The sequence below is a fragment of the Streptomyces sp. GL_140 genome (assembly GCF_057834465.1).
The window spans coordinates 1,026,574-1,048,674 of sequence record NZ_CM174404.1 but is presented as its reverse complement, the minus strand read 5'-3'; the positions used below and the strand labels follow the sequence as shown (position 1 = coordinate 1,048,674).

Sequence of the window (22,101 nt, the reverse complement as noted above, 5' to 3'; positions counted from 1 at the left end):
CAATCGTGTTCCGTCCGTACGCGCACGCTCCGGAGGCAGTCATGACCGACACGGCAGGCAACGGGTTCACCACGTGTCTGTGGTTCGACGGCAACGCGGAGGCAGCCGCCGACTACTACCTGTCCGTCTTCAAGGACGGCAAGCGCGGCCGCGTCGCCCGCTACAACGAGGCGGGTCCCGGACCGGAGGGCCAGGTCATGGTCGTCGAGTTCGAGATCAACGGCCAGAAGTTCGTCGGGCTCAACGGCGGCCCGCAGTTCCCCTTCACCGAGGCCGTCTCCTTCCAGATCCACTGCGCCGACGACACCGAGGCCGACTACTACTACGAAGAGCTGACGGGCAACGGCGGCCAGGAATCCGCCTGCGGCTGGGTCAAGGACAGGTTCGGGCTGTCCTGGCAGGTCGTCCCGGCCGGTGCCATCGACCTGATCTCCGACCCGGACCCGCAGCGGGCCGCCCGCGCGACCGCCGCCATGCTGAAGATGAAGAAGCTCGACGTGGCGGAGATGCGGCGGGCGGCGGACGCGGCCTAGAGCGACCCGGCCTGGAGCGACCCGTCTCCGGAGATCCGCCGGAGCAGCGCCGGTAGGGCGGTCCCGATCGGCTCGCGGATCACCTCGTCGGCCAGGGAGTCGTACGGGGTCTCCTGCGCGTTCACGATGACCAGCCGGGCGCCGGCTTCCGCGGCCATCCCGGCCAGCGAGGCCGCGGGCTGCACCTGGAGAGTCGACCCGACGGCCACGAAGACCTGACACCCCTTGGCCACGGCGACGGCCTGCGCCAGCACCTGGGGGTCGAGCCGCTCGCCGAACATCACGGTCGCCGCCTTGAGGATCCCGCCGCACAGCAGACAGGCCGGATCCGGTTCCCCGGCGGCGACCCGGGCCAGCGCGCCGTCCATCTCCGACCGGTCGTGACAGGCCGTACAGACCACGGACCGGGCCGAACCGTGCAGTTCGAACACCTTGCGCGCGGACGTCCCGGCGAGCTGTTGGAGCCCGTCCACGTTCTGCGTGATCACGCGCACCGGGGTTCCGCCGCGCTCCAGCTCGGCGACGGCGAGATGCGCGGCATTGGGCCGGGCCCCGAGTGCGCCGATCTCCGCCCGCATCAGCCAGGACCGCCGCCGGATCTCCGGATCGGCCATGTAGTACTCGTAGGTCACGAGCTTCTCGGCATCGGGCTCCCGCCGCCACAACCCCTGCGGCCCCCGGTAGTCCGGAATCCCGGAATCGGTGGACATCCCGGCCCCACTGAACACTGCTACGAGCGGCTTTCCCATGCGGTGACCTTAGAGATCGCGGGCGCCCGGCCGCGATCCCTTTTTCCCTTACCAGGGAAGGGCGCCGTGGCCGTAGGGTCACCGCATGGAAGAGGTGGGGGACAGCAAGGCGGCCGCGGCCGATCCCCGTGACCGGCACGGGCTCTACCCGTACCGGGTACGGGGGCGGCGGCGCAGCGGGACGGTGCTGTGGCGGCCGGGCCGGCGTGACGCAGAGCCCGACGAGGTGCTCACCGTCCGGGACCGGGACCGGGACCGGGACCGGGACCGGGACCAGGGCGCGAGCGCCGACGCGAACGGGGCCGGGTGGCGGGTGCCGGTGTTCACCACCGGGCGCCAGCCGGGGCCGTACACCCGTCGGCACGGGCTGCGGCTGGTGCGGGTCGAGGCCAATGTGCTGGAGCTGGTCAGGGTCGAGCGCTGGCTCGTCGACCCGGTCCGCCGCGCCGCGCCCGCGGGCGACGTGCTGGGAGCCTGGAACTTCTTCGAGGACCTGGCCCGCGGCCTGCGCACGGTCGACGCGCTGCCCCCGCAGGGATCCGAGCACGACAGCGCGTACGACAAGCTGTTCGGGGACGAGTGCGATCAGTGGACCCCGGCGGAGCACGCCCGCGTGGTGGAGCTGCTCACGGCCGGGGTGGCACTGTGGAACAGCTGCCCGGTGGCCGTCCGGCCGCGCTGAGCTCCGTAGGGTGGCCGGTGTGCCGATCGCCGTCCTGTACTGCTCCGATCCGCTGAACGAGCGCCGGGTCGACGCCCACTTCGCGGCCGAGGCCCGCGAGCTGCGCGCCGCCGGAGCGGCCACCGCGCTCATCGACCACGACGCGCTGCTCGCCGGGGACGCGGAGCGGGCCGTGGCCGGGGTGCCCGCCGGGGCGGGGGAGCTCTGGTACCGCGGCTGGATGATCCCGGTGCGGCGGTACGCCGAACTCGACGCGGCCCTGCGCGAGCGCGGCGGCACACTGCGCGTCAGCCCCGAGGTGTACCGGCGCGCCCACGAACTGCCCGGCTGGTACGAGATGTTCGCCGAGCTCACCCCGCCCAGCGGCTGGCGGGCGGCCGCACCCGGGAAGACCCCCGATCCGGCGGAACTCGCAGACCTGGCCGCGGCCCTCCCGGCCCGCTCCGGCATCGTCAAGGACTACGTCAAGTCCCGCAAGCACCAGTGGGCCGAGGCCTGCGTACGCGCAGTTCTCGCCGCCGGAGCTCGACCGGGTGCGCGCCGCCGTGGCGGCCCTGGACTGTCCCTTCGTCACCACCGATCTCGCCCTGCGCGCGGACGGGGTCTGGCGGGTGGTCGAGGTGGGTGACGGACAGGTGGGCGATCTGCACCGGGAGGCCGATCCGGCGGCGTTCGCCCGCCTCCTGACGGCCGGTTAGGCCTGGCTGCACACGCCCTGCGCATCTGGTACAACACCGGACATGACGGGATTCGAGATCAACGGCGCGAGCGCCGCCGACATGGCGCTGATCCGGGACTGGGCCGACGAGGAGGGCTGGAACCCGGGGGACTCCGACCGGTTCGCCTTCGCCGTGGCCGATCCGACCGGCTTCCTCGTCGGCCGGCTCGGCGGGGAGCCCGTCGCCTGCATCTCGGCCGTGCGGTACGGGGATGGCTTCGGCTTCATCGGCTTCTACATCGCCCGCCCCGAAGTCCGCGGCCAGGGCTACGGCATGCGGCTGTGGAAGGCCGGAATGCAGCGGCTCGACGGGAGGCTCGTCGGACTGGACGGGGTGGTCGAGCAGCAGGACAACTACCGCAAGTCCGGGTTCCGCTCGGCCTGGAACAACGTCCGCCACGAAGGGGCGCCGCGCTCAGCCGCTGCCGCGGTGGACGGGACGGACCCCGGGAAGGCGTCCACGGCCTCCTCCTCCGGGGTCGAGATCGTGGACGCCGCCACCGTGCCCTTCGCGCAACTCGCCGCCTACGACCGCAGGTTCTTCCCCGCGCCCCGTGACGCCTTCCTCGCGGCCTGGGTCGGACTGCCGGGCCGCACCGCCCTCGCCGCCGTCCGAGGCGGCCGGATCGAGGGGCTCGGCGTGATCCGGCCGAGCAGCGGCGCCTCGCGGATCGGTCCGCTCTACGCCGCCGACCCGGCAGTGGCCTCGGCCCTGCTGCTGCGGCTCGCGGAGCACGCCCCGGACGGGGTGGTCGCCGTGGACGTACCGGACGCCCACCCGCGCGCCGCGGCCCTGCTGGTCGGTCTGGGACTCGACCCGACCTTCGAGACGGCCCGGATGTACACCGGCCAGGAACCGGACATGGACCTGACCGGCATGTACGGGGTGACCAGCCTCGAACTGGGCTGACGGGCGCCGGGTCAGATGCCGAACAGTATGCCCGTGCTGTTGCGCAGCCCGCAGGAGTTGGAGTACGTGTAGGTGTAGCTCAGGTGCCGGCCCTGCCACACCCCGTCGGCCGTGACCGTGACGGGGGCCCACTCCCTGGTACACGCCGCGTCCGGGCGGGGCTTCGCGAGTGCGTCGAGCGAGGGCCCGTTGGCCCGTAATTCGGCGCAGGCGGCGGCCGGAGCCGGGTGCGTTCCGCTGGGCCGGGGCGCGCAGTTGAGGGTGGCCGCGCGCAGCACCGTACCGTCGGCGGCGCTGGTGCCGTCCGTGACGGTCAGGACGAGTGCGGACGGTGCGTAGAGAACTTCGGCGCCGGTCGGTGCGGCGCCGGCCGCGCCGGACCCGGCCAGGGCGGTGAGGGCGGCGAGCCCCATGGCGGCGGACGAAAGCCCCAGACTCCTGGTGATGGACCGCATGTCGAACACTCCTCGCGTTGTTGCGTCGGATAACGGACGGGAGTCTTGCCCATGCGGAAGCGGAACGCCCGTTCGCACCTCTACTTTTCGTCACCGAACGCGCACGCATGACCGCAGACCGCAGCGGTGCCCGGGCTCTGACCTGCGGGGGAGCGTGCGGCGGAATCGGCCGAACACACCCGGTAATCCCGTGGATTCCGTCCGTGATCAGCGGCCTTCGGGCCCCTCCCTCCCGCTCGGAGGGCTTCCGGGCCCGCGCAAGGACCACGGGGAGGAAACCCGCGGATCGGGGACGTAGGAGCAGTAGGTCCCCGTACGGATCGTGCGGTCGAGGTGCTCGCCGAGCTGCGGGGAGGCTTCGTGGAGGCGCTCGATGGCCTTGCGCACGGCCTGGGTGACGGCGGAGCGGGCCCGTTCGGAGCCCGCCCCGGCGTGCCGGTCGCGCCCGCCGAGCCCGACGGCCCGCGCGAGTTCGTCGATGAGGAATCCGCGTTCGAGCCCGGTCTGTTCCTGCCTGCCGATGTCGTTGTCGGCGAGGGCCTCGGCCATGTCGTCCTCGATCTCGGCGAGCCGCCGCCGGTACATCCGCTTGGCGCGGTCGTCCAGGAGGGGACCGGTGTCGCCGGCGCGGGCGAGCCGGGCGGCGGTCTGCGGGTCGGTGGTGTCGGCGGCCGCCAGGTCCAGGACGTGGAACTCCCGGCCCGGCGCGGCGAGCAGCCGGGCGAGGTGGTGCATGCCCTTGTTGTCGCGGGCGGTCACGCGGCGGCCGTCGAAGACGACCCGCCAGTAATCGCCCTCCCGGACGAAGGAGTCCGGCCCGGCCGTGTCCGCCGGTGGGTCGTCGGCCGCGGGAGTCAGGGCGATCCGTTCGAGATCGGTGCGCGCCGCCGCCCGCTCCAGGGTCTCGGCCTGGAGGTTGCCCAGGGCGCGCTGGGCGTCCGCGAGCCGGAGCCGGCACTCGGCCGTCTCGTAGGGGGCGCCGACCTCGCCCCAGGTGCGGACGGCATCGGTGAAGGACGCGGCCGCGCCGGCCGCGTCGCCCCCGCCGAGCAGAACCTCACCCCGGGCCCGCAGCGCCGAGGCGGCGAGCGCGTTGCTCTCGAAGCGGGCGGCCACCTCATGGAGTTCGCGGGCCGCGGCCCGGGCCGTCTCCAGGTCGCCGCCGGCGACGGCGATCCTGACCTGTGCGTCCAGCAGCGGTGCCCGCCTCAGCCCGGAGGCGGGGGGCAGTTCCTTCGACGGCACCGGCAGCGGCCGCGCCAGGGCCGCCCGGATCGCGGCGGCGGCCGTGTCGACGTCGCCGCCGGCGAGTCGGACCAGCGAGAGCCCGGGTTCGGGATCCCACCCGAGCCGATGGGCGGCGACGAGCGCCTCCTCGGCGCCGGCCAGGTCGCCCCGCCGCAGCCGGATGCGGCCCAGCTCCGTCAGCGGCCAGCCCAGCTCGCGCCGCATGTAGGGGCGCAGCTCGTCGCAGGCGAGCAGCACCTGCCGTTCGGCGTTCGCGCACTGACCCCGCAGGCGCAGGATCTCGGCCCGGTGCACCCGGCACCGCCCGTGCAGGCTGCCGATCGCGTTCGTGCGCGCCCACCGTTCCATCGCCTCGGTCCACTGCTCGGCCAGGTCGTACTGGGCCAGTCCCTGCAGTGCGCAGACCAGCTCGCAGTAGACGACGCCGGTAGACAGCGCATCGAGGTCTCCGGACATCGCCGCCGTGCCGACGTCGTCGAGGAGCTCCAGGCCCCGCTGCACCTCGCCGTCGAGGATCAGCAGTCGCGCCTTGGCCACACGCCCGATCGCCGCTGCCGCCGGATCGGTGCGCGAGCCGGTCCCGATCGCCCGCTCGGCCCACTCCCGTGCGGCTTCGAGGTCGCCGCTGAGGATGCGCTCGAAGGTGCGTACCGCTGCGAACCACGCGTGCGCGCCCGTCTCCGGCAGGGGGGCGAGGAGGCGGTCCGCGCGGCGCAGCCATCCTCGTACGGGCGCCATGAGCGCGGTGTCGAACAGCAGGTGCATGGCGACCCGTACGGCGGCTCCGGCCGCGGCTTCGTCCTCGCCGAGCCCGGAGAGATCGTGGTGCAGCTGCTCCCAGGTCTCGATCGTGACGTCGAGGTGGCCCGCGGCATACGCGACGTCGGCGAATTCGGCGAGCTCCGCCGGGCCGAGGCCCTCCGCCTCCCGGGCCGCCAGATACCCGGCGTAGGCGTCCGCCCACGCTCCGCGGGCCGCGGCGTCCCGCGCCCGCTCCAGGGCGGTTCCGTCCCCAACGGCATGCGTCACGGACATTCCTTCGATCCCGGGTTCGGCCGGTTACGGCGGTAAGCGTCCTGCTTACGCCTCCATGGTGAGCCACAACCGCACCGGAGGACATCATGGACACCGTCACGGTCAACGACATCCAGCTGGAACACGAGATCCGCGGCACCGGGGAGCCGGTCCTGTTGATCAGCCCCGTCCTCGCCGACGGGTTCGTCCCGCTCCTCGCCGAACCGGCACTCGCCGAGCGCCACCAGCTCATCCGCTACCACAAGCGGGGCTGGGGCGGCAGCACCCACACCCCCGGGCCGGTCACCGTGGGCGACCACGTCGCCGACGCGATCGCGCTGCTCGACCACCTGGGCATCGAACGCACCCACGTGGCCGGACATTCGAGCGGTGCGGCGGTCGCCGCCCAGATGGCCCAGGACCACCCCGACCGCATCGCGACGGTCGCCCTGCTGGAGCTCTCCCTGCTGTCCGTGCCCGCGGGCGGGGCGTTCTTCGCGCAGGCGGCGCCGGCGTTCGAGGCGTACGCCGACGGGGACGCCGAGCGCGCCCTCGGACTGTTCCTGTCCCTCGTATCCGGCATGGACACCGAACGCTGCCTGCCCCTGTTCGACGAGCGGATGCCGGGCAGCGTCGCGCAGGCGGTCAAGGACGCCGACACGTTCTTCGGGGTCGAGCTCCCCGCCCTGGGCGAGTGGCGGTTCGGCCCCGACGACGCCGCGGCGATCCGGCAACCGGTGCTGTCCCTGCTGGGAAGCGACACCCAACGGCTGTGGGTCGAGGTCGCCGAATTCCTCCGCTCGAACGTGCCCGACGTCGAGGAGCGCGTCATCGACGGCGTCGGGCACCTGCTCCACATCGAAAGGTCCCGGCCGGTCGCCGAGGCCCTTGCCCGGTTCCTGGAGCGTCACCCGATCGCGGCCTGACCACTGCGCGAGCGCCTGGCGTCTGGCGCCAGACGCCAGATGTCAGGCGTCAGCTCGCGGCGGCGCGCGGGGCGTACAGGTCCAGGAGGCGGGTGCGGGTCTGGTGGAGGCGGAGGGCGAGGACGCGGCCCACCCAGTGGCCGACGGCGGAACCGAAGGCGGGATCGGCGTCCATGAGCATGCGCACGGTGGTGGCGTCGAACTCGTAGGCCCGGACCGGCGTCATCGCCTCGGCGCCCAACTGCCAGACGTACGGCGCGAACAGCCACGACCAGCCCACCAGCTCGCCGGGGCCGAGGCTCTCGATGGGGGCGGGGCGGCGGCCGGGTACGGGGATCTCCAGCGTCACCGTGCCGGAGCGCACGATCCAGAAGGATTCCGCCAGGGTGCCTTCGTCGAAGATTCGCGCACCCTCGCGGAAATTGACCTCACGTGCGTGGGACATGAGCCGTCCACGGTGCTCGGTGGACAGGACTGCAGCGATCCGGATGGGGGAAGGTGTGCTCACGACGGCCTCCGATCGGGACCCCCCGCTCCCCCCAGTGTCGCCGACGCGCGGCCGATCCGAAGCTCGGTGTCGGGAGGATGAACCCGTTCCACCCGGAATAAACCCCTCCAGCCGGAACGGGCCGCCACTGCGGGGGCTCCGGACGGCCGGAGGGGCCCCGAGGGGGCCCCGGCGGAGGCGGCCTAGTCCTCCGCTCCGGCTTCCAGACAGGCCAGCTCCATGGCGTCGAGGACCGCCTCGTGGCTGCGCCGGCTCAGCTCCGCGACGTTCTCGATCTGCGCCGTCGCCCAGGCCGCCAGCGTCATCACCAGCACACGGAGCCCGTCCGTGCCGAACTCGGCGAGGATCTCGTCGGCGGTGATCATCGCTTCCTCGGGCACCTGCTCCGGGGGCTCGAGACCTGCGAGGCCGCGGAGCAGGCCCAGGGCGCGGCGCGAGATCTCAGGCGTCATCCTCGCCAGCCGCATGTCTTCTTCGTCGTCCATCCCGTCCCACCCCTTCGGTCCCTCGCCGTTCCCCCAGGGCACGGTAGAGGGCGCGGCCCCTGGTCGGGCGGCATTCGTGAGAACCGGTCGTACCCCTCCCGTCACCGCTCCCGCCCCGCGCCCGTCCCGGCCGCACCCGCCCCACCCGGCCGGGTGTCGCGTCAGCCGTCGGCGCGGCCGCCGGCGGGTGCGTCCCGGGCCGCGCGGAGCAGGATCCGTGCGGTCTCCTCGTGGTTCCCGCGCCTCGCCCACTCCAGCGGTGACAGCCCGCTGCCGCCGTCCTCGCGCCGGCCCGGATCGGCCCCGTGCGCGAGCAGCACGCGCACCGTTTCGGTCTCTCCCCAGGCCGCGGCCGCGCACAGCGGGGTCCCGTCCGTCGGGCCGCCGCTCTCGGCATCGGGGTCGGCGCCCTGCGCGAGGAGCCGGCCCACGGCGTCCGGGGCGCCCCGCACGGCCGCCGCGTACAGGGCCGTCGTGCCTTCCGCGTCCCGTGCGCCGGGGTCGGCCCCGGCCCGCAGCAGAGCGGTGACGCGGGCATCGGGGCCGAGCGCGGCGGCGGCGACCAGGGCGCGGGAGAGCCGCTTCTGCGTACGCCGTTTCATGCCCGCGGGCCCTTCGCGGAGCCGAGCCGTTCGCCCAGCGCGGGCAGGCCCGGCCCCGACAGCAGGGGCAGCGCCGCGAAGTGCCGGCCGGTCACCAGCAGCAGGAGCGCGGAGACCGGGCCCTCCACCAGCGGATCCCGGCTCTCTCCGGGGCCCGAGGAGCCTGAGGGGCCGCCGGGGCCCGGGGCGCCGCCGGCCGTCCAGTCGCAGTCCGTGGCCGCCAGGCGGAAGCCCGCCAGATGCCGCCGGGCGTGGAACGGGAACCCCATCGACCAGGCCCGCTGCGCGGCGGTCGCCGCCGCCCCCGTCGGCATCGCGCGGGTGCGGCCCAGGGGGAGCGTGATGTCCTGCCCGTGGACCAGGATGTCGAGCATCGGCTCCAGCAGGGTCACGCCCGGCGCCTTGCGGCGGGATCCGGCCATCGCGCGCAGCCGGGGAGCGAACTCCGGTACCGGGCGCACGGATTCCCGTACGGCGGTGTCGTGGATCATGCGGTCGAAGCTGCCCCGGGCGCGCACGGCGGCCACCAGCGCCGGGAGGGCGCCCATGTGGGCCAGGGTGAGATGGGCGACGACGTCACGCACCCGCCACCCCGCGCAGAGGGACGGGGCCTCCCATTCCGCCGGGCTCAGGTCGTCCAGGAGGTCGGCCAGGGAGAGCCGCTCGCTGTCGATGGTCCGCCAAACGTCGTCGGGGTTCATCCGGACCGTCCCGGCCATGTCGATCGGCCTCCCTCTGGTGCGATTTTGCATCCGATGCGTCAAGTCCGATGAACGGAAAGGCGATTCCCCTTAGGGTGCGCCCGTACCCACGGCCGCGGACGACCCTACGCCGATTTTCGGCCATACGGCGATCCGCGCACCGCACCACGCACCACGCACCATCGAACTGGGGGGTTCATGCGTAGATCCAGAGGGCTGGCGGCCGCTCTCGCCCTGTCCCTGGCCGGGACCGGCACGGCCATAGGTCTCGGCCTCGTCCAAGAGGCGGCGGCCATCACCCCGCCGGTCGCCTTCACCGCCGACGCACTGTCCACGTGGCAGCCCAACGGGGTGGTCTGGGCACTCGCCGAAACGGGCGGCCAGGTCTTCGTCGGCGGCACCTTCTCCGCGGTGCGCCCGCCTGACGGCGGCGCCGGCACCGAACGGTCGGCGGTGAACTTCGCGGCCCTCGACGCCGCGACCGGCGCCCCGACCTCCTGCAACCTGTCCTTCACCGTGGGCGGCGCCACCGCCACCGTCCGCGCGCTGGTCCTCTCGCCCGACAAGAAGACCCTCTACGCGGGCGGCTACTTCGGGGCCGTCAACGGCACCCCGGTCTCCAGCCTCGCCGCCATCGACGTGGCGACCTGCACCGTGAAGGCGGGCTTCCACCCGGCCTTCGCGGCCACGGTCCGGGGCCTCGCCGTCACCGGGGACACCGTGTACGCGGCCGGGGACTTCCTCACCGTCGCGGGCCAGCAGCGCGAACGCTTCGCGGCCGTCGACGCCGCCGACGGCACGCTCAAGCCCTTCACCGCCGACGCCGACGAGCCGGGCCGCGCCATCGAGGTCACCCCGGACGGCGCGCACGTCGTGCTGGGCGGCGACTTCTTCACCGTGGGCGGCACCGACACCCACGCCCTCGCCGTGGTCGACGCCACGAGCGGCGCCCTGACCAAGGCCTATCCGGGATTCATCGAGACCAACTCGGTGGTCAAGGACATCGCCACCGACGCGACGGGCTTCTACACCGCCAACGAGGGCACGGGCGGCGGGGTCTTCGACGGCCGGATCGCCCTCGACCTCAGCGATTTCAACCAGCGCTGGCGCGACACCTGCCTCGGCGCCACACAGGCCGTGCTGCCGTACCAGAACGTGCTCTACAGCGCCTCGCACGCCCACGACTGCTCCAGCGTCGGCGAGTACCCGGACGGCCAGCGCCACCACCTGCTCGCCGAACCGACCTCCGGCACGAACAAGCTGGGCTGGGCTCCCGACACCAACGACGGCATCGGCGAGGGCATCGGGCCGCGCGTGATGGCCGTCGGATCCAAGGGCGGAGTCCAGTACCTCTGGGTGGGAGGGGAGTTCACCACCGTCAACGGATCGGCGCAGCAGAGCCTGACGCGCTTCGCGTCCACCGGGGACACGGGGGCTCCCACCGCTCCGGTCGCGAGCGCCGTCAGCTTCAAGGCCGGTGAGGTGCAGGTGCGCTGGCGCACCAGCCTCGACCTGGACGACAGTGCGCTGACGTACAAGGTCTACCGCAACGGCGCGGCCACGCCGGTCGCCACGGTCACCGCCGACTCGCTCTTCTTCCGGCGCCCGCAGGCCTCGTGGACCGACACCGCGGCCGTCGCCGGCCAGTCGTACACGTACCGGGTCACGGCCACCGACGCGGCGGGCAATACCAGCGCGTCATCGGCGACGGTGAGCGTGACGGTGCCGAGCTCGGTCGACGCGTACCCGAACGCGGTCCGCGCGGACGGCGCCCAGCTGTACTGGCGCTACGACGAGTCCGCGCCGCCCTTCGTCGCGGACTCCTCCGACGGCGGCAATCAGAGCGGCGTGCACCTGGGTGCCCCGGCCCTGCGCCAGACGCCCGGCGCGGTCTCCGGCGCCAGTACCGCCATCGGCTTCAACGGCACGGACACCCAGGTCTACGGGGACCGCCGCCAGACGGTGGGCAACACGTACAGCATCGAGACCTGGTTCAGGACGAACACGACCCGGGGCGGCAAGCTCTTCGGGTTCGGCAACAACCAGTCGCGCGGCAGCAATCAGTACGACAAGCACATCTACATGACCGACGACGGCCGACTCGTCTACGGGGTCTACACCGGTGCGACCCGGACGATCACGACCACCGGAACGTACAACGACAACCAATGGCACCACGTCGTCGCGACCCAGGGTGCGGGCGGCATGACCCTGTACGTGGACGGCGCCCAGAAGGGCACGCTCGGCGTCACCACGAACGAGAACTTCGCCGGCTACTGGCACGCCGGCGGCGACAGCCTCGGCGGCTGGCCGGACCGCCCGATCAGCGAGTACTGGGCGGGCCAGCTCGACGAGACCGCCGTCTACCCGACCGTCCTGAGCGCGGCCCAGGTGCAGAACCACCACACCCTGGCCTCCGCCCCGGCCGACTCGGTCGTCCAGGTCGTGGCCGCGGAGGACACCTACGCCAACGCGGGCGCCCCGGACGGCAACTACGGCACCTCCGGCTCCCTCGCGGTGCGCGGGACCTCGCTGTACGCGAGCTACCTCCGCTTCAACCTGCCCGCCGCACCCGCGGGCACGGTGCTCAAGTCCGCCACGCTCGGCGTGAAGACCAGCACCATGAGCGGCGCCGGTACGACGGACACGGTCTCGGTCGTCCCGATCACCGGCTCCTGGACCGAGTCCGGGACCACGTACAACAACCGCCCGGCGCTCGGCGGCCCGGCGCTCGGCAGTTTCGCGGGCGTCCCGGACGGTTCGGCGGTCCACACCACCGGGCTGAACACGGCCACCGTCGCGGGGGCGCTCGGCAGCGCCTACGGTCTGGCGCTGACCAGCACCGGCACGGACGCGCTGTGGCTGTGGTCCTCGGAGGCCCAGGCCAACGAGGGGACGCCGCGGCTGACGCTGACCTTCGGCGCCCCGTAGTCCGGGGGCGCGGCGCCGCGGCCGCCGGGCGTCACGCCCGGTCGTCGCCGTGGTGGACGTGCGCCAGCACCTGTCGGAGCAGGGCGGCGACGTGCGCGTCGTGGAGTTCGTAGACCACGCTGCGCCCGTCGCGCCTGCCGGTCACCAGGTCGAGGTGGCGCAGGAGCCGCAGGTGGTTGGAGACGGTGGGCTGGCCGAGGGCGAGGTCCTCGGCCAGCTCGCCGACCGAGCAGGGGGACTGGAGCAGGCGGGCGAGGATGCGGATCCGGGCCGGTGAGGCCAGGCCCTGCATGACCTCGGCGACCGCGGCGGCATCCGATTCGGTGGGCGGTTCCATGGACGGCAGCCTAGATCAGAATCTCCACAGGTTCATATATTTAAAAGTGCTGATATCTTGATGTCATGACTGCGAATGGGATGGGAACCAAGGGAACCAAGAACGACGCTCCGCGCACCCACCGCCGCGGACTCCTCGGCGAGCGCGCCGAACTGATCAGCGCCCTGCTCGCCCTCACCGTCTACCTCGCGGGCCTGACCCTGCGGCTCACCGGCTACGGCGGCCCCGCCCCGGGAGCCCTCTTCGTCGCCGCCTACGTCTTCGGCGGGTTCTTCACCCTCCGTGAGGCCGTCACCGCCGTGCGTGCGGGCCGCTTCCAGGTCGACTTCCTCATGCTCGTGGCCGCCGCCGGCGCCGCCGCCATCGGCCGCTGGGAGGAGGGCGCCGTCCTGCTGGTCCTCTTCAGCCTGGGCCACGCCCTCGAGGGCTGCGCCATGGGCCGCGCCCGCCGCTCCATCGAAGCGCTGGGCGCGCTCGCCCCGCGCACCGCCCTCGTCCGGCGGGGCACCGCCGCTCCGGCCGAGGTGCCGGTGGAGGAGCTGGCGGTCGGCGACACCGTCGTGGTCCGCCCGCACACCCGCGTCCCGGCCGACGGGTTCGTGGTCGTCGGCACCGGCAGCGTCGACCAGTCGCCCATCACCGGCGAGAGCGTCCCCGCCGACAAGACCCCGGTCGCCGATCGGGCCGCCGCCCTCGCCGACCCCGGCGGGACCGGCCCGGACAGCCGGGTCTACGCAGGCACGGTCAACGGAGCCGGAGCCCTCGAAGTGGTCGTCACCCGGCTCGCCGCGGAGAACACCCTGGCCAGGGTCGTCCGGATGGTCCAGGAGGCGGAGGAGCGCACCTCGCCGACGCAACGGTTCACCGAGCGCTTCACGAAGGTCTTCGTACCGGGCGTGCTCGCGCTCGTCGTCGTACTGCTCGCCGTCGGCGCCTTCACCGCCGAGCCCTTCACTGACACCTTCTACCGCGCCATGGCCGTCCTCGTGGCCGCCAGCCCCTGCGCCCTGGCCATCGCCACCCCCGCCGCCGTCCTCAGCGCGGTCGGCCGGGCGGCGCGCGGCGGGGTCCTCGTCAAGGGCGGGGCGCCGCTGGAGGAGTTCGGCCGGCTGAGGACCATCGCCTTCGACAAGACCGGCACCCTGACCGAAGGCCGGCCCCGCCTCACCGAGATCGAGCCCGCCGACGGAGCCGGGCGCGAGGAACTGCTGCGCACCGCCGTTGCCGCGCAGCGGCTGAGCGACCACCCGCTGGCCCAGGCCGTCGTCCGAGACGGCTCCGGACTCCTGACACGGGCCGCCACCGCCTCGCAGGCCATCGCTCCGGAGGCCGTCAACCTGCGGGCCGTCATAGGCCGCGGGGTGTCCGCCGAGCTCGACGGCGAGCCGGTCCACATCGGCAGCCTGGCCTACGCCGACAGCCTCGCGGGCCCGCCCGTCCCGGCCGCGCTCCGCGAGCGTACGCAGGCCCTCACCAGCACCGGCCGCACCACCATGCTGGTCCGCCGGGGAGAGCGCTGGCTCGGCACCCTGGGCCTGATGGACGCGCCGCGACCGGAAGCCGCAGCGACCGTGGCCGCCCTGCGCGGGCTCGGCGTGAACCGCACCGTGATGCTGTCCGGCGACGACCAGCGGGTGGCCGACGCGGTGGGCCGAGAGGTCGGCATGGACGAGGTCCGGGGCGGGCTGCTTCCCGAGGACAAGGCCGCGGAAGTGGCCCGGCTGCGCCGCAGTGCCCGTACCGCGATGATCGGCGACGGAGTCAACGACGCCCCCGCGATGGCAGGCGCCACCGTCGGCGTGGCCATGGGCGCGGCCGGTTCGGCGGTGGCCCTGGAGACGGCGGACATCGCCCTGATGTCCGACGACCTGCGTCGGCTCCCGTTCATCACCGGCCTCAGCCGCCGGGCGAGCCGCATCATCCGGCAGAACCTCTGGCTGAGCCTGGGCATCGTGGCGGTCCTGGTCCCGGCCACCGCGATGGGCCTGGGCATCGGCCCGGCCGTCCTGGTCCACGAGGGCTCCACCCTCGTGGTCGTCGCCAACGCGCTGCGGCTGCTGCGCTACCCGGACTGAGCGGACGGGACCTCCCGGAGCGGTGGCTCCGAGGCCCTGCGGCGGATCGGTGGGACGGCCTAGAGGTGTCCAGGCGTCCTGTCGGTCAGTCCGCCTCCTGCCGCGCCAGGCCTTCCCGCGCAGCGCCAGGCCTTCCCGGTCCCGCGGACCTTGGCGAGGGCGCCGGGGCGGGGTACGTCGTCCACCGCGAGGCAGATCCCGAAGACGCGGTCGTGGCCGGTCCGTCGGGGTAGCAGATTTGGCCTTCCCCGTCAGGGGGCCGGTGGTGGTTCCACCTCCAGGAAGCGGCGTCGGCGCGGGCCTCGGTACAGCAGGCAGACCCAGCCGAGCGGTTCGAGTACCGCCGCGCATGCCGTCAGGCGGTCCTGTTCCTCCTCGGCCGCGCCGCCGCCCGGCGGGCCGAGCCAGGTCACCTCCACGCGGCCTTCCCCGGAGGCGGCCGGACCCACCCGGTACCCGGTCCGGGTACGCCGGCCGTCGGGGTCCTGCGGATCCTGTGCCGACGCGGGGATGCCCGCCGCCTCCAGTGCGAGGGCCACCGCGCGCGGCATCAGGCGCAGCTCCCAGGGGGCGGGAACCGTGGCACCCGCCGGTCCGTTGACCAGGCGGCGGATCTGCAACAGTCCCTCGTACGCGGTGCGCAGCTCCGCCGCCCGCCCCGCCGCGGGTGGTGGCGGGCCGTCGCCGCTCGCCGGTTCGAAGCCCTGCCCGGGTGTGGTCACTGGCCCCTGCCCCTCTGGTCGTCCAGTCGGTGGGTTCGCGGGTTCGCGGGTCCGCGTCTGAGTACCTCGCGCCCAACAGCCTGAGTATCCGCCCCGATTCCCCGGCGTGCCCCCGCTGATCGAATGGGGGCATGACCTCCGAGACCGCCGCCACCGCGCGCACCGCGAACCGTCCGCGCATGCAGCAGCACGTGACCACCGCCGGTTCGGCGCTGGCCGTGGTCCTGGTTCCGCTCGTGGTCGGGGTCCTGGTCGCCAAAGGGCTCGGCGCCGACGCGCACGCCCCCGTCAACGCCCTGATCACCGGCGGTGGCCAGCGCGCCGGGCTGCCCCGGGCCGAGTGGCGCCGGCGCGGCCACGACACGATGCGCCGCCTGCGTACGGCCCGGCGGGGTACGGTCCGGGGCACCGTACGGGGCTGTTCCTACGTCTGCGGCCGCCGCCCGGCCGGTCGCTGAGACCGCAGCCAGGCATCGGCGGCCGCCGGGGAGCGCAGCCGGACCACCCGCAGCGGGGCGAACCGCGCGTCACCGGCCAGCAGGCCGATCTCCGCGCGCCGGGACCCGTAGCGCGACCAGGCCCACCACGCGGGATGGTCGGCGCGCAGCCACTCGCGCCAACCCTCCCGGTTGCCGCCGAACAGCCGCTCCCGCAGCAGGGTGCGGCGCAGCGAGCGCAGCAGCACCCGCCGCATGACGACGTGCCGGGGATGGTCGAGCCATACCACGGTGTCGGCCCGCTGCCACAGCAGCTCGCGCACGGCTTCGGGTCCGTACGAGTCGAGGACCCACCGCTCGCCCTGCGCGATCCGGGCCGTGTCGGCGGCGAAGGAGGGGCTGACGGTCCACCCCGGCCCGACGAAGTGGAGGGCGTCCACTTCGTGGTACGGCAGCCCGAACCGCCGCCCCAACTCCCGGGCAAGGGTGGACTTGCCGGCTCCGCTGATGCCGACCACGAGTACGCGCTGCATCAGCGGAGCCTATCGAGCGTCAGGCGCCGAGCGGTTCCTGGAGCTCCGTGACCCACTGCTCGCGGTCCTCGGGGCAGGCCAGGGTCAGTTCGCGGGCGTACCCGGACGAGCGCTCGCCGTTCGCGTCGATCCACTGGGCCAGGGCCTGTGCGGTCGGCAGCACGGAGTCCATCGAACCCCGGTGCACGACCGTCGCGGCCCGTTCGACGGCGGGCAGCACGACGATCCGTACCTCGCCGCCGAGGTCCTCGGCCCGGACGCCCGCCGCCACCGGCAGCCCGGCGTGGACCAGCACGGCGCCGGGACGCGCCGCGTCACCGGCGTCCTCGTAGTACGCGGTGCCCGGTGCGGTGGGCGTCACCCCGGCGGCCTCGATCCGGCGGCACAGTTCCTCGTAGAGCGGGCCGATGACCGGGCTGATGTCCCCGGGCTCGTAGCTGGCCGCGACCCCGCTCAGCTCGGCCAGGCGGACGGGCGGAAGGCTCTTCACGACGATGTCGATGGAAGACATGGTTCCCTCGTTCTCGATGATCCGGAGCCTCGTCTCGACCTGGGCCAGCCGGGCCGCCGCAGAGGCCATGGCCGACTCCAGTTCCGCCTGCCGCAGCCGCAGCATGCCGCGCAGCTCCTCCGAGCCCACGAGCTCGTCGAGTATCGACCCCACCTGGTCCAGGCTGAAGCCGAGTTCCTTGAGCGCGATGACACGGTTGAGGCGGGCGAGCTGCCCGGCCTCGTAGTAGCGGTAGCCGCTGGCGGGGTCGACACGGGCCGGGCGAAGCAGTCCGAGGGCGTCGTAGTGACGCAGCATGCGGACCGATACCCGGCCGTGCTTGGCGAAGTCTCCGATGGTGAACATGACGCCTTCCAGTGCAGGCCCTGACACGGTGTGAGGGTCAAGCCCGACCAGAGTATCCGGATGTTTTTGCAGGTCAGTGATGTTCGGGCGGCGGCCTCGTCCCCGGCTTCCGGCGCTGCTGCGGGAGCCTTCAGCGGCCGGACTGGCGCAGGCACAGGTCCACGATGGACGGCGGTACGGAGCCTTCGGCGCCGGCGCACAACTCGTCCAGGCCGGGCGGCGGGGCCGGCCGGCTTCCGGAGCGGAGGGGCGTGGCCTTCAGGGGATGCGGGTGGTGCGGGGCGGCGGGCTTCGAGCGGTGCTCGGCTCCCTTGCGGGGTGTTTTCGCGGAGCGGCGGGCGGGGTCGGGGCCCGACGTCCCCGGACCGGCGGCGGTCGCCGCGGGCGAGGTGGGTGAGGTGGGCGAGGTCGGCGTGGGGAGTCTGCCGAGGGGCAGCCCCTGCGCATCGGACGCGTTGGCGGGACCGGCCGGGCCTCCTGGTCCGGCCGGGCCACCGGCTTCGGCGGATCCGTTCGCAGTGGCGGTATCGGGCGCGTCGGCAGGCGGTACGGAGCCGTGCGCGGGCCCGCCGGGAGCCTGCGGGCCTACCGACACGCAGCCGGTGCTCGCGAGCAGCGCGAAGAGGGAGAGGGGCAGGACCCGGCGTAACTGCATCGGACCACCATGCCGCACGGGTGGCCCTGCCATGCCCCGCACACGTGCGTGTGGGTGAGGCCGCGACGGGTCCGGGGCGGGCCGGGGTGCTCCGGAGGCGTTGCCGGAACGGTTCGCCGCGGCCACCCCGATCGTTTCCGCCAGGTCGGGAGGTTTCACCGGTCCGGGAGCACGCGTACGTGGACGGGGGTGGACCGGACGGGAAATCCCGGACAAGGTTCGGGATGGGAACGACAGTGTGGATGCCGGGGGAGGCGCGACCTCCGGCGCTCCGGGCTGCCGTGCCGGGCCCACGGACGGGCCTGCCCGGCGGCACTTGCCCGCCGGGTGGAGGTCCTCGGCCCGCCCTCCTGCCCGCCCGTCCTCCCGCTTGCCCGTACGGAGTGTCGAACCATGACCGCAGCTGCCGCGCCCGGCGACGACCACCCTTCGAAGCCTGCCCCTGGTCCGGGTCAGACCCCTGAGCCGAACCCCGGGCCGATGCCCGATTCGCCCCCGGACCCCGCTCCGGCGGTCGCGGGATGGAAGGGATGGGGCGCCGTGGGCGCCGTGGCGCTCGGGATCTTCTGCCTCATCACCTCCGAGCTGCTGCCCATCGGCCTGCTCACCTCGATGGGCGCCGAGCTCGGGGTCTCCGACGGCACCGCCGGACTGATGGTCACCGTGCCGGGGCTCGTCGCCGCCTTCTGCGCTCCGCTCGTCACCGTCGGAGCGGGCCGGCTCGACCGGCGCGGGGTGCTGGTCGGGCTGATCGCACTGGTGGCCGTCGCCAACCTCGTCGTCGCCCTCGCCCCCGGCTTCGGGGTGGTCCTGGCGGCCCGGCTGCTCGTCGGGGTCGGCCTCGGGGGCTTCTGGGCCATAGCCGGCGGGCTCGCGGTGCGCCTCGTGCCGGAGCGGCACGTCGGCCGGGCCACCGCGCTCGTCTTCGGGGGAGTGCCCACGGCCTCGGTGCTCGGCGTCCCCGCCGGGACCCTGCTCGGCGAACTCGGCGGCTGGCGCACGGCCTTCGCCGCCGTCGGCGGACTCGGAGTGCTCACCCTGGCGGCCCTGCTCCTGCTGCTGCCGCCACTGCCGCCGACCCGGCGCATCACCTTCACCCAGCTCCCCGCCCTCCTGCGGCGCAACCGCGGCGTCCGGGCCGGAGTGGCCGTCACCTTCCTGGTGGTGACCGGGCAGTTCGCCGCGTACACGTTCGTACGGCCGATCCTCCAGGACGTCTCGGGCGTCGGCGCGGGGTTCGTGAGCACCCTCCTGCTGGGCTACGGAGCTGCGGGCGTGGCGGGGAACTTCCTGGCGGGCGCGCGCGATGCGCACCGTACGCTGCTGGTGGTCGGCGCCTCGCTCGCCGTGATCCTCGCGTTGATCGCCACCGTGCCGGGGGCGATCGCCGGAACGGTGCTGATGCTGGCGTGGGGACTGGCGTACGGCGGGGTCTCGGTGAGCCTTCAGGGCTGGATGATCAAGGCGGCCCCGGAAGACGCGGAGGCCTCCTCCTCGCTGATGGTCGCGATGTTCAACCTGGCCATCGCGGCGGGCGCGCTCTCCGGCGGCCTCGTGGTCGACGGGATCTCGGTGCCCGCCGCCCCGCTGACCGGGGCCGCGCTGATGGGCATGGCGGCCGTCACGGTCTGGGTCACCTCCGCGTCGGGACGGGCGCGGGCCGCTGCCGCCGCGGTCCCCGCGCAGGTGCTGCCCGCCGCGAACCGGGAGAGTTCCGCGGCCGACCACCGGTAGACCGTAGGGGAGGAGTTGACCGTCCGTTATGCGGACGGTCGACCGGTCGATCCCGGCGGAGAACTCGACCCCGATGGGATGGTTTCGGCGAAGACTTCGCGTACACATCGGATGGATCGGACGCATCGGACATCCGGCTTGACCCGGGGCATCCCCGGGGGAAAGAGTGCGCCGGTCGAGCACCACCGCCCGGACCGTCGATCGCGTGTCCGACCGCCTCGCCGGGCGGCAGGCGCCACCGCATGAGCCGCACTTCGGAGATGTCCTGCATGTCTATATTCGTCCGCTCTTCGCTCGCCTCGGCCGCGATCGGCGGTTCCCTCGCCGTGACGGCCGTCGGCAGGGCTGTGATCCCGGCCGCCGGAACCGGTATGGTCCTGGTCGCCCGGCGGCGCAGGGCCTGACCGGCCGGGCAGGGGGCCGGCACCGCACCGCCGCGCCGGCCCCCGCACCCGCCGGGAGACAACCGTGTCCCCAGAACCCGATGAGAGCGACGCCGTCCCCGCCGACCGGCTGCTCGTACGCCCTTACGTCGCCCCCGCGACCCTGCCGACCGGCCCGCAGGCCCCGGCGCCCACCTCTGCCTCTACCCCTGGCTCTGTTCCTGCACCAGCGCCTGGGCCGGGTTGGCCTCAGGCCGACCCCGTGACAGGTCCGGTCGCGGGTCCGGTGTCCGGTCCGTCGGCCGGTCCCGTGCCGTGCCGGAATCCCGAGGCGGCGCCCTGGTTCGCGATGCCCGCCGCAGGGTCTTCCGAGGTGCCGGAGCCCCTGTTCGCTCCCGGGCCGGCTGCCGCTTCCGGACCCGGGCCCCGGCCCGGTCCCGACCCGGTTCGTGCTCCCGAAGCCGTGTCGACGACTGCGCCACCCACCCCACCCACCGCACGGATGTCCGCGGCCGACCGGCGGAAACAGGGCGGCAGCCGGCTCCCGTTCGCCGTCCTCGCCCTGCTCGCACTCGCCGCGGCGGGTGCTCTGACGCTCCTGCTGGGCGGCCCCGAGCAGGAGCCGCCGAGGACGGTCGCCCGGCCCGACCTCTCCGTCCCCGTGCTCCCGGCACGGAGCCCGGGCGCGGGTGAGGAACCCGCGGCGACGGGTGGGGCCGTAGGACCGGCCGGGACCGGTAACCCGGCGCGGTCCACGACGGCCCCGCCTGCCCCCGGTCCGGGGGCGAGCGCGAGCCGGGAGCCCCAGCCGTCGGGGTCGACGGGTGCCTCGCAGTCGCCGCCCGCGGGGGCCGGGACGCTGCGCCCGGGGGACAGCGGGCCCGAGGTGCGCACCCTCCAGGGGCGGCTGTACGCGCAGGGATTCACGTACGTCTCCGTCACCGGGGTCTACGACGAACAGACCCGGCGCGGCGTCACCCAGCTCCAGCAGAACCGGGGGATCAAGGGCGACCCGCAGGGCGTCTACGGTCCGGCCACGCAGGCGGCCTTCGCGAGTCGCTAGTGCCGGAGGGGACGGCCCGGGCTCAGCGTCCGCCGGAGACGCGCAGGACGGCTCCGGTCGTGTAGGCGGAGTCCGGGGACAGCAGCCAGGCGATGGCCGCGGCGACCTCCGTGGGCTGCCCGGCCCGCCCGAGCGGGATCTCGGCGGCGGCGAGCGCCGGGCGGTCGGGGTCGCCCATGGCGGCGTGCATGTCGGTGTCGATGATGCCGGGCGCCACGGCGTTGACACGGATCCCGTCCGGCCCGAGTTCCTTGGCCAGACCGAGGGTCAAGGTGTCGGTGGCGGCCTTGGTCGCGGCGTAGTGGACGTAGCGTCCGGGGCTGCCGAGGGTGGCGGCCGCGGAGGAGACGTTGACGATCGCCCCGCCGCCGGACGCGGCCATGTCCCGGGCGGCCCGGCGGCAGCAGAGCAGGTACCCGAAGAGGTTCACGTCCAGCACGCGCCGCAGGTCCTCGGTCCGCGTGTCGGCGAGCCGGCCCGGGGTGCCGGTCACCCCGGCATTGTTGACCAGGCCGGTCACCGTGCCGAACTCGGCCCCGGCGATGTCGAAGAGCCGATCGACCCCGCACTCCTCGGAGCTGTCGCCGCGCACGGTCACGCACCGGGCACCGGCCGCCCGTACCCGCTCGGCGGTGGCCTCGGCGGCGGCGTCGTCGTGGAGGTAGCCGAGTACGAGGTCGTGCCCGTCGGAGGCGAGCCGGACGCAGGTGGCGGCGCCGATGCCGCGGCTGCCTCCGGTGACGATGGTGACCGGACGACGTGCCATATGAGCCTCCTGTGTAACGCACTGCGAATGTCGTGCCCGTGCTCATGATCGCTGCCCGCGAGCCCGTCCGTGTGGGAA

Annotated in this window: 24 protein-coding genes; 11 read left to right on the top strand and 13 right to left on the bottom strand. The window is 73.9% G+C overall.

Annotated features, from left to right (window positions below; all coding sequences use genetic code 11):
• The first annotated feature begins 41 nt into the window (after window positions 1-41).
• Entirely contained in the window at window positions 42-533 is a 492-nt protein-coding gene (locus tag AC3IYJ_RS04880) for a VOC family protein (RefSeq protein ID WP_489400111.1), read from the top strand.
• On the opposite strand, the gene AC3IYJ_RS04875 is transcribed toward AC3IYJ_RS04880, so the two are convergent.
• Window positions 530-1,282, bottom strand: a complete 753-nt coding sequence (locus AC3IYJ_RS04875; RefSeq protein WP_489400110.1) for an SIR2 family NAD-dependent protein deacylase — start codon at window positions 1,280-1,282, stop codon at window positions 530-532. The two genes, AC3IYJ_RS04880 and AC3IYJ_RS04875, sit on opposite strands and share 4 nt — an antisense overlap.
• An 85-nt stretch (window positions 1,283-1,367) precedes the next feature.
• Here AC3IYJ_RS04875 and AC3IYJ_RS04870 point away from each other — a divergent pair, with 85 nt between their 5' ends.
• The 3 genes from AC3IYJ_RS04870 to AC3IYJ_RS04860 all read left to right on the top strand — a co-directional run bounded on the left by AC3IYJ_RS04870 (window position 1,368) and on the right by AC3IYJ_RS04860 (window position 3,592).
• Window positions 1,368-1,964: a hypothetical protein gene (locus tag AC3IYJ_RS04870; protein WP_489400109.1), complete on the top strand. Its 597-nt coding sequence runs from the start codon at window positions 1,368-1,370 to the stop codon at window positions 1,962-1,964.
• Between the two features lie 533 nt (window positions 1,965-2,497).
• The gene (locus AC3IYJ_RS04865) at window positions 2,498-2,662 is read left to right on the top strand and encodes an ATP-grasp domain-containing protein (protein ID WP_489400108.1); all 165 of its coding nucleotides are present in this window, start codon (window positions 2,498-2,500) and stop codon (window positions 2,660-2,662) included.
• Between the two features lie 42 nt (window positions 2,663-2,704).
• On the top strand, window positions 2,705-3,592 hold the full coding sequence (locus tag AC3IYJ_RS04860) for a GNAT family N-acetyltransferase (protein WP_489400107.1): 888 nt from the start codon (window positions 2,705-2,707) through the stop codon (window positions 3,590-3,592).
• Between the two features lie 11 nt (window positions 3,593-3,603).
• Here the strand turns inward: AC3IYJ_RS04860 and AC3IYJ_RS04855 are convergent, their stop codons facing one another.
• On the bottom strand, window positions 3,604-4,047 hold the full coding sequence (locus AC3IYJ_RS04855) for a subtilase-type protease inhibitor (RefSeq protein WP_489400106.1): 444 nt from the start codon (window positions 4,045-4,047) through the stop codon (window positions 3,604-3,606).
• 207 nt (window positions 4,048-4,254) lie between these two features.
• Window positions 4,255-6,324 carry a transcriptional regulator gene (locus tag AC3IYJ_RS04850; RefSeq protein WP_489400105.1) on the bottom strand — a complete coding sequence of 690 codons (2,070 nt, stop codon included), beginning with the start codon at window positions 6,322-6,324 and terminating at the stop codon, window positions 4,255-4,257.
• 92 nt (window positions 6,325-6,416) lie between these two features.
• Between AC3IYJ_RS04850 and AC3IYJ_RS04845 the strand changes: the two genes are divergently transcribed.
• Entirely contained in the window at window positions 6,417-7,235 is an 819-nt protein-coding gene (locus AC3IYJ_RS04845; protein ID WP_489400104.1) for an alpha/beta fold hydrolase, read from the top strand.
• A gap of 49 nt (window positions 7,236-7,284) precedes the next feature.
• Here the strand turns inward: AC3IYJ_RS04845 and AC3IYJ_RS04840 are convergent, their stop codons facing one another.
• The 4 genes from AC3IYJ_RS04840 to AC3IYJ_RS04825 all read right to left on the bottom strand — a co-directional run bounded on the left by AC3IYJ_RS04840 (window position 7,285) and on the right by AC3IYJ_RS04825 (window position 9,549).
• Window positions 7,285-7,680: a Crp/Fnr family transcriptional regulator gene (locus tag AC3IYJ_RS04840; RefSeq protein ID WP_489400103.1), complete on the bottom strand. Its 396-nt coding sequence runs from the start codon at window positions 7,678-7,680 to the stop codon at window positions 7,285-7,287.
• Window positions 7,681-7,925: 245 nt separating this feature from the next.
• Entirely contained in the window at window positions 7,926-8,228 is a 303-nt protein-coding gene (locus AC3IYJ_RS04835) for a hypothetical protein (protein WP_489400102.1), read from the bottom strand.
• Window positions 8,229-8,389: 161 nt separating this feature from the next.
• A complete protein-coding gene (locus AC3IYJ_RS04830; RefSeq protein ID WP_489400101.1) occupies window positions 8,390-8,830 on the bottom strand; it encodes an ankyrin repeat domain-containing protein in 441 nt (146 codons plus the stop codon).
• Window positions 8,827-9,549 carry a maleylpyruvate isomerase family mycothiol-dependent enzyme gene (locus AC3IYJ_RS04825; protein WP_489400100.1) on the bottom strand — a complete coding sequence of 241 codons (723 nt, stop codon included), beginning with the start codon at window positions 9,547-9,549 and terminating at the stop codon, window positions 8,827-8,829. Before AC3IYJ_RS04825 ends, AC3IYJ_RS04830 begins: the two co-directional genes overlap by 4 nt.
• A 180-nt stretch (window positions 9,550-9,729) precedes the next feature.
• On the opposite strand from AC3IYJ_RS04825, the gene AC3IYJ_RS04820 reads away from it, so the two are divergent.
• Window positions 9,730-12,462 carry a DNRLRE domain-containing protein gene (locus AC3IYJ_RS04820; RefSeq protein ID WP_489400099.1) on the top strand — a complete coding sequence of 911 codons (2,733 nt, stop codon included), beginning with the start codon at window positions 9,730-9,732 and terminating at the stop codon, window positions 12,460-12,462.
• Window positions 12,463-12,493: 31 nt separating this feature from the next.
• Here the strand turns inward: AC3IYJ_RS04820 and AC3IYJ_RS04815 are convergent, their stop codons facing one another.
• Window positions 12,494-12,799, bottom strand: a complete 306-nt coding sequence (locus AC3IYJ_RS04815; RefSeq protein ID WP_489400098.1) for an ArsR/SmtB family transcription factor — start codon at window positions 12,797-12,799, stop codon at window positions 12,494-12,496.
• A gap of 65 nt (window positions 12,800-12,864) precedes the next feature.
• Here AC3IYJ_RS04815 and AC3IYJ_RS04810 point away from each other — a divergent pair, with 65 nt between their 5' ends.
• A complete protein-coding gene (locus AC3IYJ_RS04810) occupies window positions 12,865-14,874 on the top strand; it encodes a heavy metal translocating P-type ATPase (RefSeq protein WP_489400097.1) in 2,010 nt (669 codons plus the stop codon).
• Between the two features lie 251 nt (window positions 14,875-15,125).
• Here the strand turns inward: AC3IYJ_RS04810 and AC3IYJ_RS04805 are convergent, their stop codons facing one another.
• Window positions 15,126-15,596, bottom strand: a complete 471-nt coding sequence (locus AC3IYJ_RS04805; RefSeq protein ID WP_489400096.1) for a hypothetical protein — start codon at window positions 15,594-15,596, stop codon at window positions 15,126-15,128.
• A 131-nt stretch (window positions 15,597-15,727) separates the two neighbouring features.
• Between AC3IYJ_RS04805 and AC3IYJ_RS04800 the strand changes: the two genes are divergently transcribed.
• Window positions 15,728-16,054, top strand: a complete 327-nt coding sequence (locus AC3IYJ_RS04800; protein ID WP_489400095.1) for a hypothetical protein — start codon at window positions 15,728-15,730, stop codon at window positions 16,052-16,054.
• On the opposite strand, the gene AC3IYJ_RS04795 is transcribed toward AC3IYJ_RS04800, so the two are convergent.
• The 3 genes from AC3IYJ_RS04795 to AC3IYJ_RS04785 form a co-directional block, all read right to left on the bottom strand.
• Window positions 16,021-16,566, bottom strand: a complete 546-nt coding sequence (locus AC3IYJ_RS04795) for a P-loop NTPase family protein (RefSeq protein WP_489400094.1) — start codon at window positions 16,564-16,566, stop codon at window positions 16,021-16,023. The genes AC3IYJ_RS04800 and AC3IYJ_RS04795 overlap by 34 nt on opposite strands.
• Before the next feature lie 19 nt (window positions 16,567-16,585).
• Window positions 16,586-17,422: a MerR family transcriptional regulator gene (locus AC3IYJ_RS04790; protein ID WP_489402689.1), complete on the bottom strand. Its 837-nt coding sequence runs from the start codon at window positions 17,420-17,422 to the stop codon at window positions 16,586-16,588.
• Window positions 17,423-17,552: 130 nt separating this feature from the next.
• Complete coding sequence (locus AC3IYJ_RS04785) at window positions 17,553-18,077, bottom strand: hypothetical protein (protein WP_489400093.1); 525 nt, start codon at window positions 18,075-18,077, stop codon at window positions 17,553-17,555.
• Between the two features lie 480 nt (window positions 18,078-18,557).
• Here AC3IYJ_RS04785 and AC3IYJ_RS04780 point away from each other — a divergent pair, with 480 nt between their 5' ends.
• The 3 genes from AC3IYJ_RS04780 (at window position 18,558) to AC3IYJ_RS04770 (ending at window position 21,257) form a co-directional block, all read left to right on the top strand.
• Complete coding sequence (locus AC3IYJ_RS04780; RefSeq protein WP_489400092.1) at window positions 18,558-19,811, top strand: MFS transporter; 1,254 nt, start codon at window positions 18,558-18,560, stop codon at window positions 19,809-19,811.
• 269 nt (window positions 19,812-20,080) lie between these two features.
• Window positions 20,081-20,215 carry a hypothetical protein gene (locus tag AC3IYJ_RS04775; RefSeq protein ID WP_489400091.1) on the top strand — a complete coding sequence of 45 codons (135 nt, stop codon included), beginning with the start codon at window positions 20,081-20,083 and terminating at the stop codon, window positions 20,213-20,215.
• A gap of 481 nt (window positions 20,216-20,696) precedes the next feature.
• A complete protein-coding gene (locus AC3IYJ_RS04770; RefSeq protein ID WP_489400090.1) occupies window positions 20,697-21,257 on the top strand; it encodes a peptidoglycan-binding domain-containing protein in 561 nt (186 codons plus the stop codon).
• A 22-nt stretch (window positions 21,258-21,279) separates the two neighbouring features.
• On the opposite strand, the gene AC3IYJ_RS04765 is transcribed toward AC3IYJ_RS04770, so the two are convergent.
• Entirely contained in the window at window positions 21,280-22,023 is a 744-nt protein-coding gene (locus AC3IYJ_RS04765) for an SDR family NAD(P)-dependent oxidoreductase (RefSeq protein ID WP_489400089.1), read from the bottom strand.
• Between the last annotated feature and the right edge of the window lie 78 nt (window positions 22,024-22,101).